The sequence below is a fragment of the Vibrio sp. S11_S32 genome (genome assembly GCF_014694465.1).
Classification (GTDB): domain Bacteria; phylum Pseudomonadota; class Gammaproteobacteria; order Enterobacterales; family Vibrionaceae; genus Vibrio; species Vibrio algicola.
Genome location: NZ_JAAUWS010000060.1, coordinates 1 through 12,183, shown reverse-complemented (window position 1 = coordinate 12,183; position 12,183 = coordinate 1). Strand labels below are relative to the sequence as shown.

The following is a 12,183-nucleotide window of genomic DNA, read 5'->3' as shown; positions in this document are numbered from 1 at the left end:
AGAAGATGTTGAAGAATATATCCGGTATTACAACCATGAAAGGTTGCATACTACGCTTGGTGATTTAACGCCAATCGACTATGAAAAATTACAAAGTCAGGTGTCCTATTGGGCTTGACCAGAATATCGCCCAATGGATGAGAAAAACAGTTTTGAAGTTGAAGGTACAGCAAGCGTTTCAGATAGCACCATTAGCATTAACGGCATCCCCTTTGAAACCAATGCCAATACTTATTTTGATGATCGTTTAACATTAGCCAGTATTGATGGCGAAAAAGTTGAACTTGAAGGGGTCGAAATCAAAGGTGAGCAAGGCGCTATCACTTATACGGTCAAAGAAGTCGAACTGGCTGATAACGATCAAGAGATTGATTTAAAAGGCACAGTGACAACGGATAATGCGTTATTTGGTTATGTGGTAGGCGATGATAGTGTGACTTTAACCGAGAACACTTACACCGATATTTCTGACTGCAAAGTTGACGACTAAGTTTAGGTCATAATAATAGTCATAACCGCATAAAGGCACTGAACCTAGGTTGAGTGCCTTTTTTAGATGTTATACCCATCGCCCGTCCCTATTCGATCATTTGATTACTTGAATTGAGATCAAAGATTTGATCACATGCTTGCTGCAAAAAATCGGCTAACATTTTAGTGTGAATTGAGGGTTGCTGTTGAATATGCAGCAATAATTCTAGCGGTGTGATCGATGGCAATCCTTGCTCTGCGCCCAGTTTACGGTGCTTGGCTGTGATCAATCTTTTGGGTAATAATGATAACCCCAACCCTGCTTCAACCGCGCACCCCACGCCAGATAAACTGCTGGTGATGTATGCCATGCGCCACTTTCGCCCTAAAGAATCAAAGCTATGCGCCATTTCACTGCGATACAAACCCGTGCTCGGCAAGCCCACTAAAGGCACCGTATCTTTGGCCAAATTATCGACATCTAAGCTATCAATCCAACATAACGGCTCTGACCAACTGGCGACGCCTTGAGCACTGCCGAGTCGATGTTTGACCAAGGCAATATCGAGTTCATTATTTTGAAATTGGGCCCAAATATCGCTACACATCCCGCCTTTGACTTCCAAACGAACATTCGGAAAAGCATTAGCAAAGCGCGTTAAGGTGGGCATTAGCTCATGGGTGGCAAAATCTTCTGGCACCCCAAGCCGGATCGGCCTTTGCTCTGCGCTAATCACGGTTTGAGTGATCGCTTCTTCCATCATAGACAATATTCTGCGAGCATAATTCACCACCCTTTCCCCTTCTAAAGTAGGAATGGCGTGACGTTTTTTACGGATCAACAATTCACAGCCCAGTTGAACTTCCAGTTTACGAATCTGCTGGCTAATGGTGGATTGAGTTAAATGGGTGCTTTGAGCCGCGCGGGTAAAATTACCGGTATCGACCACCGCCACTAAGCTACGCAATAAAATCGGATCGAGCGTGTGATTCATAAATTAAGTCGCCTATTAACTAGTGGATTAGCCACTAATAATAATTAAATTATTTAATTTATCAATCATAAACAAATGGCGCATAATGATTATTGAATTCAACACCCAAGTTCATAACTCCAACTGAGTTAGATTTTTGTTCAACCCAATCTTTGTCGCGTTTCAGCTGCAATTTTATGGGCCTATTGTTAAAGGATTATCAAGCTATGAGCAAGAAAAACGCTTACTACTCACCACAAGGTGGCTTACCGCCTCAGACTCAACTGTTATCCGATCGCGCGGTGCTGACCGAAGCTTATGCGATTATTCCTAAACGTGTCATGACTGATATTGTGACCAGTTTCCTGCCATTTTGGCAAAACATGCGCATGTGGGTTATTGCTCGCCCATTAAGTGGATTCTCTGAAACTTTCTCGCAATATATTGTCGAGATCGCACCGCAAGGAGGATCGGATAAACCTGAACTCGATCCAAATGCAGAAGGGGTATTATTTGTGGTGGCGGGCGAAATGGACATTACCATTGAAGGCGAAGCCCACCACATGACCGAAGGTGGTTATGCATTTATCCCACCAGGTTGTCACTGGACGGTGCATAATAATAATGATCAGCCTGTGCGCTTCCATTGGGTGCGTAAAGCGTATCAATTTGTTGATGGTTTGGCATTACCAGAAGCTTTTGTGACCAACGAAAACGATCTCGAGCCAATTGCGATGCCCGATACTGACGATGGATGGGCCACCACTCGCTTTGTGGATTCGACCGATATGCGCCATGACATGCACGTCAATATTGTGACCTTCCAACCAGGCACGGTGATCCCATTTGATGAAACTCATGTCATGGAGCATGGTTTGTATGTATTACAAGGTAAGGCGGTGTATCACTTAAACCAAGAATGGGTTGAAGTAGAAGCCGGCGACTTTATGTGGCTCCGCGCGTTCTGCCCACAATCTTGTTATGCCGGTGGCCCTGGCCCGTTCCGTTATCTTTTATATAAAGACGTTAACCGCCACATGCCGTTTATTCGTCCGCGTAATTGATACGGTTGAGCATAAATGGACGATGAGGCGAGAAAGGTTGTCGCCTCAATATACGACTAAGTGGGGAGATCTGCCGATAGTGAGGTGTTAGGTCTCACATTTTACGTCATCAAGATAAACTCGGTATATTAGCATCGACAATGACTGATGATTTTATACCCGTCTTACTTGAAGCTGCAACTTCAATTACTTTGGGTATAGTCGTTTTTTCGAGTATTAATGTTCATAGTTAGGTTGCTATATTGCCGTCAATTATAGGCTATAGAACCCTCAAAGATCATTAAACCATTACATATAGAACCTTTAGACCATTAGACATAATATTTCTCGCTCCATACAGTAAAAGCTACATGCTTAAACATTAAAGCCAATATGCCGACCAGTCGGAAGCTCAACGTCAATACTCATTTTCCCACCCATTGCTTCGACATATCGCTTCATAGTGGAGATTTTTACATCGCTTCCTCTTTGTTCAATAGCAACAACTGACGGTTGGCTAATCCCCATGTGTTTCGCTAATTCAGATTGTGTTACTTCAAGTTCCTCACGAAGAGATTGAAGCTTTACCTCTAATAGCATTTCTTCTGCCATTTCAGTAATTCGACTTTGACTTTCCAAAGAACGAGAAGCCATCATTTCATTTAGATTTCTAGCCATTATTTATTCTCCAATTCAGAGAGGTGGTTTGTAAATTCACGATCTGCAACAGGGATCATGTCTTTATAAAATCGCTTCTCGTTGCCAACTTTATTACCCGCACAAAGGACTATCGCTTGGCGCAGTGGATCAAAAGCAAAAAATGCTCGAATAGGATCGCCTCGGTGCTGGATCCTAATTTCTTTCATATTTTTATGTTGAGATGCTTTCACTGTATCGACGAGCGGCCGACCAATACTTGGGCCACCATTTCTCAATGCAACCAAACCCGATAGCACCTTTTCTTGCGTATCGTCTGATTGAGAATCAAACCATTCGTCAAAAGTATCTGTTGTGAGTACAGTCCACATTATCAAAGCACTAATATAGATTATAGTCTATATATAATATCACACTAATTTAAAGTGGGTAGTCTTAAAAATCGGTTCGCTATATGAGCATGGTGTTCAATAGGTCAACTTGCTATAAAGAAAACCCAGTAGGCCACAGAACCTAAAAGACTAAGATGTCGTGGCACTGTAAAAGTATTAAACGAACTGCTGCAAATGTTTGGGTGATGCCCAAGTGTAAGTTTGGCAAGGAACTTGACTGCCATCGGGGGCATTCCACATTGGATCACCGGCATGTGTTCCGCCAATCGAATGATAAAAACCTTTAGCGGCATAATTTTTTTCGATCACTTCAAGATACAAGCCAATATCAGAAAAATGCTTATTAGCCCAAGTGGCCGCCTCTGCCAATAACTGCTTGCCAATGCCTTTACCGCGATAGTCTTTAGCAACATGCAGATTATCGATCATGGTGCCGAGCTCAAAACTATGGTTGCCATATAAACACACAAAGCCACACAACTGATCATCTTGTTCTATCAGTAAAATACCTTGGTTGAGCGATGGATGGGTTAAACGGGTTTGCCAAATCGCCTTGCGTTCATCCAGTAATTGGTTTTGTAGGTAATCGTCGTCTAAAATTCCGGCATAGACTTGCTGCCAATTGCTGGCGTGGAGTTGGGCTATTTGAGTGTAATCGGTAAATTCTGCTTCTCTTATTTGCATTAGACATCCCTTCATATAGCAAACCGAATTTAGTCAAATCCTATTGACTGGCATTTTGTCATTTTTATATTTCTTAGATTCAAAAAAACATGTTCCTAAGGTGAATAAAAAATCACCTCTACCTTTACTTTATCGTAAAAGCCGCAAAAGGTATTACTCTTTTCTAACAATAAAACAACATGATGCGCTGTTAAAAATTAGCAAAGCTAGGTTAAATACCGTGAACAGCACAAAAAACAAAACCAGTGATCACGATCACTGGTTTTGTTAAGTATTCAATCATCTAAAGGCAGCCAACAAAGATGTAACTTCAAGTACGAAGAGCCGGTCTTGTATAATAAAACTACGAACGCTTAGGTTGTACGTAGGCCTTACCAGCTGCCTGATAGGTTTCTTTCATCTTCACTTCAAACATGATCTCAAAAAACCATGCCACAAAGCGGATCACATCGTCCCCTTCGTTCATAATATGCTCGACATATTCTTGTTCAACGCCCTGTTCATCAAGTTCGTTCGTCACATGGTAAATGCGGTTTTCGCCCTCAACTTCAGCCAGTGCAAATTGACCTGACAATGATTTTGCGGCTTCTGAAACGTCTTCGTCGCTGTTCATTTGTAAAAATTTTAGCACTTGTGGTACTTCATTAAGCGTACATAGCGTTTTAACTAATGTTTCAAATTCTTCATGTTGCATGGTAACTACCTTTTATAAATTAAGTTCTTGCGGCGATGATAACGTCAATCAAAACACCAGATGTGCGACGCCTACAATAACAGGTAATGTTATCAAGGTACGCAGAATAAAGATCACAAACAGTTCCCACAATGCCACTGGAATTTTACTGCCTAATAATAATGCGCCTACTTCCGACATATAAATAAGCTGAGTCACCGACATCGCCGCAATAATAAAGCGGGTCATATCACTGTGGATTGGCGCAGCAAGAATGGCGGGGATAAACATATCGGCAAAACCGACCACAATGGTTTGTGAGGCTTGCACCGCTTCGGGTACGCCTAACAGTTTCAAATACGGAATAAACGGCTGACCTAAAATCGAAAAGACTGGAGTATGCTGCGCAATAATCAAAGCCACTGTACCCAGCGCCATCACCACAGGTAATACGCCAAATACCATATCGACTGCATTACGCACGCCTTCACCTAATACGCTTTTAAACGAAGGTAAGTTATGCGCTTTGCGTAATGCGAGCGTCATGCCCCAAGTGTAATTGGTGTGTCCTTGGGGTAAATCATCGGCTTTACTGTCTGGAATGCTGCCATCAACAAAGATGTCTTTTTTCCAGCGCAGAGGTGGAATACGCGGCAAAATAATCGCGGCCACAAAACCGGCTAAACACACAGCGGCGTAAAATGGTAAGAACAATTGCTCTAGACCGACTTGGGCAATCACCACCAAACTAAATGTGATTGATACCGCGGAGAAGGTGGTGCCGACAATTGCCGCTTCACGTTGGGTATAAAATTTATCTTCATATTGCTTGCTGGTTAATAAGATACCAACCGAACCATCACCCAACCACGATGCCATACAGTCGATAGCTGAGCGTCCTGGCAAGTTGAAAATTGGGCGCATCACCTTACTCAATAAAGTGCCAAAAAGTTCCAGCAAACCAAAGTTAAGCAAAAGAGGCAGTAACATTCCGGCAAAAATGAACACACAAAATAGGGTCGGAAGTAAATCTTTTAACACCGTACCGCCGGTATCATCCGCCCAAATGAATTCAGGGCCAATCTGACTGTGGCTCATCACAGCAATCACCCCACCTAGCAAACGCACAAAAAGCCAAATTGGACTTGGGTTCATTAAACTGTGTAAGAATGGGCTATTTTGCACAAATTTTGGTTTGAACAATTTGCAAGCCAGCGTGGCGACCGACATAAAGGCGATCACAAACGCCACAATATCAACAATGCTGTCGGCTAAAAATGCTTGTAATGATTTTGCCAATACCGCCACCGGAATGGTGTAAGAACCATTGAATTCGATTGGCGCCATAAATAGTAATAAACCCAGCAATGATGGGATCAAAAACATCATGTAGGTTTTGGCTGGATAGTGCTTATAGTCTTGCGGAGATTGACCAAGTTCTTTGGGGGTATTATTCATTCTACTCTCATGTGGCAATGCGTAAATCCTGCGTAATCCTTCGCATAATTATTCACTATCAATCCATAATTTATTCAGTGGCGGCAAGAATACCGACATTTCAGTCAAAGTGAAACACTTTCAGCATAAAAATTTACCCCTTATTTCGGTATTATTAGGTGGAATATTTGCATATTGAATCACCTCGTCTACATTTTAAGCAATTACCTGGCGAAAAAGTAATAATAATGACGATAATTGTTGCTGCTAGCGAGTAAAAGCCTCAGAATAGCGCATTCAAAAAAATGGTAGATCGAGATCACATTATTCCGAATTGCCATGCACGCCTATTTGCCACACCGGCTATCTATTAAATAACTGAGATCACTATATGAGTTTTTCCTCTTTGGGACTTTCTGCACCTCTACTAAAAGCGGTAGAAGAGCAGGGCTATAACACACCTTCACCTATTCAAGCGAAAGCCATTCCAGCGGTTATCGAAGGCAATGATGTCATGGCTGCAGCCCAAACCGGAACAGGTAAAACAGCTGGCTTTACCCTACCGATCTTAGAGCGTCTTTTAGGCGGTGATCGTGTTCGCCCAAATCAAGTGCGTACATTGATTTTAACCCCAACTCGTGAGCTTGCCGCGCAAGTGCATAAGAATGTTGAGCAATACAGCCGACATACTCGTTTAACCTCAACCGTGGTTTTTGGTGGAGTTAAAATTAACCCACAAATGATGAAACTGCGCCAAGGAGTTGATGTTCTGGTTGCCACTCCGGGTCGCTTGCTTGATCTATACAATCAAAATGCAGTGCGTTTCTCACAACTTGAAGTACTAGTATTAGATGAAGCCGATCGCATGTTAGACATGGGCTTTATTCGTGATATTCGTAAGATCTTAAGCTTCTTGCCAGCAAAACGTCAAAACCTGCTATTTTCTGCAACCTTCTCGGATGATATTCGTAACTTAGCCAAAGGTTTAGTGAATAATCCGGTTGAGATTTCAGTCAACCCAGCCAACCAAACGGCCACCACGGTTGAACAATGCATCTACCCTGCCGATCAAAAACAAAAATCGCCAATGCTATTAAAGCTGATCGAAGATAATGATTGGCAACAAGTATTAGTGTTTAGCAAAACCAAACATGGTGCTAACCGTTTAAGCCGTTTCTTAGATGAAAGAGGCATTACCTCGGCTGCTATTCATGGCAACAAGAGCCAAGGCGCACGAACCAAAGCATTAGAAAACTTCAAAACTGGTGAAGTTCGAGTATTGGTTGCGACCGATATTGCCGCGCGTGGTATTGATATCGCGCAGTTGCCTCAAGTGGTCAACTTCGACCTACCGCATGTATCAGAAGATTACGTCCACCGTATTGGCCGTACTGGCCGCGCGGGTGCAACCGGTAAAGCGATTTCTTTAGTGTGCATTGATGAAGTGCATGATCTGTTCTCAATTGAGCGTTTGATCAAACAAGTATTGCCGCGTATGGATCTTGAAGGCTTTAAAGTAGTGAATACCCTTCCGGAATCAAGATTAGACACGCGCCCAATCAAGCCCAAGAAACCGAAAAAGCCAAAAGCGCATAACGATGGCCAACGTTCAGGTGATAACGCCCGTGGTCATAAACCGGTGAGCAAAAACCGTCGTCATACTGGCGCGGCAAAACCAGCATCTGCTCGTAATGGCGATAGCGCGAGCAGTAGTCGCACATCAAGCCCAAGTGCCGAGCGTGCAAATTCGGATCGAACTAGTGCCGCTCGCCCTGCATCTCGCGCGAACTCAGGTGCAGCAAAGCCTGCGGCGCCAAGACGTAACCCAAAAAATAACGGCAGTAACTTTCGCTCTAACTAATTTTCGAGCTAATTAATTTCGAACGAGAGAACAAAAAAGCGGATCGCCTCAAGATCCCGCCAAAACGGCTTATCGCTAACGTCGATTCCGTTTGTGCGAGATCGCTTACACCCATTGTAAGATAAGACGCTTTCACTGCATGAAAACCAGCAATAAAACCCATTAAATACCTGTTATTTAATGGGTTTTTTATTGTCTGCATAAAAAAGTCAGTCGATATTCTCTTGTGCTCCCTTGCCCAAAATCCACAATAGCGTAATCTTCACTGTGTCGAAGGGATAACGACGCGGCTTACGGAAAAGCAGCAAGCACAGAACTTAGGATAAAGTTCAGCGTGAATGGAAAACGCTTATTCAGGAAGACGCTTTAAGGAAAAGGACAACACTTTTAATTACCTAGCGTAAATTTAAGCACGATGGCTAAGGTTGGCGGTCGGCAGGATGCACAGGACATAGAACGGATACAACTAAGTTGCAGGATGTGACTTAAAATGGAATTGAAGGACACCTCAGGACAGAGGAAAGGAACACCGCTCAAGGAACAAGTGATGAGCGCTATTCAGGAAGAGTAGCTTGCAAGGATTGGCACAGGACACCGCTAGGAAAGCGAGACAAAGGATAAGCTTAGGACAAGCACACTATCACGGATTTGATGCATGGAGCATGTATAGTGGCTGGATTGCTGCGAGTAAGACTATAACCCCGATACGAAAGTGTCGGGGTTTTTCTTGTTTGGTGCAGCGCATAAAGAACCAATAATATCTTCCTGCGCGATCTGAAGGCTGTAACCGATCCTGTTTTAAAAGCGCTATCAACAAATCATCATCGTCTTTAAACGAAAAAAATCAGTGACCAGATATACTGACCACTGATTTTTCACCATTATAATTTTATTTAATCGTCGCAACCTTAGCTGGGCTTGAGCTCAATTTTGATTGGATCAACTCTTCCGGTGCATTCATCGCATGTTTGGTGTGCGTATCCACAATATTCATGCCGGTGAAACGTTGTGGATCTTTTATCGCTACATCGTGGGCAAAGATAATAAACTCAGCATTGGCAATATCTTTAGGGGTAATGCGGTTTACAATCCCGTTTGCGCCTTGAGTTTCAACTTTAATTTTAACACCCATTTTAGCTGCGGCTTTTTCTAAGCTTTTTGCGGCTAAGAAAGTATGTGCCACGCCAGATGGACAAGCGGTGATCGCCAGAACTTGCGCCACGCCCTCTTCTGAAATTGACTCTACTGGCGCCGCATTTACTTCATAATCATCTTCGTCTTCTGTCACTGGTTTTTTCAACAAGTTAACAATGATGGCTGTGGTAACCGCGCCCGCAATCGTACCGACGATATAACCAATTTTGCCATCCACCACGGGCAGAACAATCCAACCACCCCAAGGTGCGTGGTTAATAACATTCATCATAAAGCCCACAATGTTACCAACCATACCACCGGCGACAATGGCAGGAATAACACGAATTGGATCGGCAGCAGCAAATGGGATCGCACCTTCTGTAATACCAATCATACCCATGATCGCAGCGGCTTTACCGGCTTCACGTTCGTCTCTTTTATAACGCTTTGGAGAAAGGAAAGTAGCCAGTGCCATACCCAGTGGTGGAACACAAATTGCGATACCAACGCCACCCATCAACCACGGTTGAGAGTCCACTTGAGTTTGAGCAAATAACGTCGCAACTTTGTTGATTGGACCGCCCATATCAAAGGCTGTCATACCACCTAAGATCGCGCCAAGCATCACTTTACCGCTGCCTGCCATACTGGCTAACCAATGGTTCATTGCTGCCATCATGCCCGCAATAGGTTCGCCAATCACCCACATCACAATACTACAAGTGAGGAAAGTACCAATTAGCGGATAGATAAAGATAGAACCTAGCGATGCCATGCTATCTGGGAATTTAATCCGTTTAAGTTGCAGCACAATAAAGCCCGCTAAGAAGCCAACCACAATCGCACCTAAAAAGCCGGTGTTGTATTGTTGCACCGCGATCCAAGAACCAATCATACCCGGCGCAAGACCTGGTTTATCAGCAATCGAGTACGCAATATAACCACCAAGAACGGCGGTAAATATGGTTAAACCTGCAATCCCCATAGTGGCGATGTCTTTTAACACCCCTGTTTCCGGTACCGCACCTTTACCTGAGATCATCACCGACAGCGAGAGTAAAACCCCACCCGCGACAATAAATGGGATCATGTGGGAAGTACCAAACAATAAGTGCTGCTTCATGCGAGAAAGGGTCGCTTTCCATGCCGATGGTTTTTCTTCAGCTGCGAAATTAGCAGCGTTTGATTGCGTTGATGTTGCAGCAGGGGTTGCTTGCTCGGCAACGTCGCGGCCCACAAGTAATTCGATAATTTGTTCACGCGTAGTGGCGCTGCGCAGTGAATCAAGAAAACCATCTTCAATAATTTTACTAGAAATTTGTGCTAGAACTTCAATGTGGTGATTATCGCCACCATCGGGTGAAGCAAGCATAAAGAATACGTTGGATAGCTCACCATCATCCGCGCCATAATCAATACCAGTACGGTGAATACCCACCGCGAATGCAGGTTTGATCACCGCAGCACTTTTTGCATGAGGGATGGCGATCCCATCTTCAAAACCGGTCGAACCAAGCTCTTCTCGTGCCCAAACGTCTTTTAAATAGGCATCTTTGTTTGAAACGCATTGATTTGCCGCCAATAGCTCAGCCATTTCATTAAGCAGATCTTGTTTGTTATCAGACTTTAAGTCCAAGCAAACGAGGTTTTTATTGATCAAGGAGTGCATGATTCTTCTCGCTATAATTGTGAATATGACCAGAAGAATAGCACTCATTAAAAGTGTGTGTAATTGTAAATAAAATGCATTTACTGGATTATTGTACCACCAACTAAAAAGTGTGAACTGGCGCAATTATTCCTTTCTTGGATGCAATATCAAAGTGCATAACTCGAATGACTAGTATAATGATGTGAAAAATAACAATATGTCTAAAAAATCAGTTATAAAAGAGCTGAAAATAAAAAGGGATCACCAGAGGAAAATATGCGCAGTAAATTAGAACGGATCAGACACACCGTTGGCTTTGAAGTGCTCGGGTTGATCATTTTAATCTTTGGGATCAGCAAGATTTTTAATATGGATATGGGAAAAATAGGGGTACTCGCGATACTATTTTCCGTCATTGCCACAGTATGGAATTATTTTTACAACATCCTATTTGATAAAGCGATGCTAAAACGCACGGGACAGTTGCATAAAACAACGTTAATACGCATTCTACACGCTGTTCTCTTTGAGTTTGGCTTGTTATTTATCACCTTACCTATCATGGCTTGGTGGTTACACATCAGGCTTATTGATGCCTTGATTTTAGATTTTGGCATGGTGATATTTTACTTGATCTATGCTTTTGTTTATAACTTAGCTTACGATAAAGTCTTCCCAATTGCGCCAATCAGATCATAAGCACTTATAGACATAGAACTCATTGCCTTGCTTATGATTTGTCGAGTAATACCCCGCTTTTTTCACCAAGCGTGAAATGAAAAATTGATAGATATCGAAACGCTCGCCCTCACATGAAAAATAGAAATACATCACGCCTCGCGAAAATAAATATCGAATGAATTTTTCTATTTCGATAAACAGTGAGAAAGGATTAACGTCACCGTGTAGGTTATTAAAGCTTCGACTAACCTCACCCACGCGAGCAAATGGATCGTATGTTTTATTAAAGGTGTAAAACATAAATTCATTTTTTTCATCAAGTAAAAGAACGTACTTTTTACTCGCAACCATCACTTCTTTTTGATGGTTGTGGTCTACATCTGGTCCCCAGCTCTTTATTCTGGTCTAATCGATCTGGACACCTTGATTGTGGATAATACGATAATCAATCGAGGTGAATATGAATACAAAACGTCAATATCGAACTTATACGAAAGAATTTAAAGAAGAGGCAATCGGCCT

14 protein-coding genes are annotated in these 12,183 nt (G+C 42.8%); 6 read left to right on the top strand and 8 right to left on the bottom strand.

Features of this window, described 5'->3' with window-relative positions; all coding sequences use genetic code 11:
* Together HC723_RS15260 and HC723_RS15255 are read left to right on the top strand one after the other, a co-directional pair.
* On the top strand, window positions 1-118 hold a 118-nt coding region (locus HC723_RS15260; RefSeq protein ID WP_190338159.1), incomplete at its 5' end, for an IS3 family transposase.
* Between the two features lie 15 nt (window positions 119-133).
* On the top strand, window positions 134-490 hold the full coding sequence (locus HC723_RS15255) for a hypothetical protein (RefSeq protein ID WP_190339682.1): 357 nt from the start codon (window positions 134-136) through the stop codon (window positions 488-490).
* Window positions 491-578: 88 nt separating this feature from the next.
* Here the strand turns inward: HC723_RS15255 and HC723_RS15250 are convergent, their stop codons facing one another.
* The gene (locus HC723_RS15250; RefSeq protein ID WP_190339681.1) at window positions 579-1,466 is read right to left on the bottom strand and encodes a LysR substrate-binding domain-containing protein; all 888 of its coding nucleotides are present in this window, start codon (window positions 1,464-1,466) and stop codon (window positions 579-581) included.
* Between the two features lie 206 nt (window positions 1,467-1,672).
* Between HC723_RS15250 and HC723_RS15245 the strand changes: the two genes are divergently transcribed.
* Entirely contained in the window at window positions 1,673-2,509 is an 837-nt protein-coding gene (locus tag HC723_RS15245; RefSeq protein WP_190339680.1) for a bifunctional allantoicase/(S)-ureidoglycine aminohydrolase, read from the top strand.
* Complete coding sequence (locus HC723_RS17735; RefSeq protein ID WP_274601946.1) at window positions 2,427-2,600, top strand: DUF4113 domain-containing protein; 174 nt, start codon at window positions 2,427-2,429, stop codon at window positions 2,598-2,600. The genes HC723_RS15245 and HC723_RS17735 overlap by 83 nt, the downstream gene beginning before the upstream one ends.
* A gap of 263 nt (window positions 2,601-2,863) precedes the next feature.
* On the opposite strand, the gene HC723_RS15235 is transcribed toward HC723_RS17735, so the two are convergent.
* The 5 genes from HC723_RS15235 to HC723_RS15215 form a co-directional block, all read right to left on the bottom strand.
* Window positions 2,864-3,166 carry a helix-turn-helix domain-containing protein gene (locus HC723_RS15235; RefSeq protein WP_153448351.1) on the bottom strand — a complete coding sequence of 101 codons (303 nt, stop codon included), beginning with the start codon at window positions 3,164-3,166 and terminating at the stop codon, window positions 2,864-2,866.
* Window positions 3,166-3,516, bottom strand: coding sequence for a type II toxin-antitoxin system RelE/ParE family toxin (locus HC723_RS15230; protein ID WP_190339679.1), 351 nt, complete (start codon window positions 3,514-3,516; stop codon window positions 3,166-3,168). The genes HC723_RS15235 and HC723_RS15230 overlap by 1 nt, the downstream gene beginning before the upstream one ends.
* A 177-nt stretch (window positions 3,517-3,693) precedes the next feature.
* Entirely contained in the window at window positions 3,694-4,221 is a 528-nt protein-coding gene (locus tag HC723_RS15225) for a GNAT family N-acetyltransferase (protein ID WP_190339678.1), read from the bottom strand.
* A gap of 343 nt (window positions 4,222-4,564) precedes the next feature.
* The gene (locus HC723_RS15220; RefSeq protein ID WP_153448349.1) at window positions 4,565-4,915 is read right to left on the bottom strand and encodes a hypothetical protein; all 351 of its coding nucleotides are present in this window, start codon (window positions 4,913-4,915) and stop codon (window positions 4,565-4,567) included.
* A 48-nt stretch (window positions 4,916-4,963) separates the two neighbouring features.
* Entirely contained in the window at window positions 4,964-6,280 is a 1,317-nt protein-coding gene (locus tag HC723_RS15215; protein ID WP_190339684.1) for a nucleoside recognition domain-containing protein, read from the bottom strand.
* Between the two features lie 442 nt (window positions 6,281-6,722).
* Between HC723_RS15215 and HC723_RS15210 the strand changes: the two genes are divergently transcribed.
* Window positions 6,723-8,192 (top strand): DEAD/DEAH box helicase, encoded by a 1,470-nt coding sequence (locus tag HC723_RS15210; RefSeq protein ID WP_153448348.1) that lies wholly within the window; start codon window positions 6,723-6,725, stop codon window positions 8,190-8,192.
* 889 nt (window positions 8,193-9,081) lie between these two features.
* Here the strand turns inward: HC723_RS15210 and HC723_RS15205 are convergent.
* Complete coding sequence (locus HC723_RS15205; protein WP_194704565.1) at window positions 9,082-10,998, bottom strand: PTS fructose transporter subunit EIIC; 1,917 nt, start codon at window positions 10,996-10,998, stop codon at window positions 9,082-9,084.
* 258 nt (window positions 10,999-11,256) lie between these two features.
* Between HC723_RS15205 and HC723_RS15200 the strand changes: the two genes are divergently transcribed.
* Window positions 11,257-11,679, top strand: a complete 423-nt coding sequence (locus tag HC723_RS15200; RefSeq protein ID WP_190339677.1) for a PACE efflux transporter — start codon at window positions 11,257-11,259, stop codon at window positions 11,677-11,679.
* On the opposite strand, the gene HC723_RS15195 is transcribed toward HC723_RS15200, so the two are convergent.
* Window positions 11,674-12,012, bottom strand: a complete 339-nt coding sequence (locus HC723_RS15195) for a hypothetical protein (RefSeq protein WP_190339676.1) — start codon at window positions 12,010-12,012, stop codon at window positions 11,674-11,676. The genes HC723_RS15200 and HC723_RS15195 overlap by 6 nt on opposite strands.
* Window positions 12,013-12,183 lie beyond the last annotated feature (171 nt).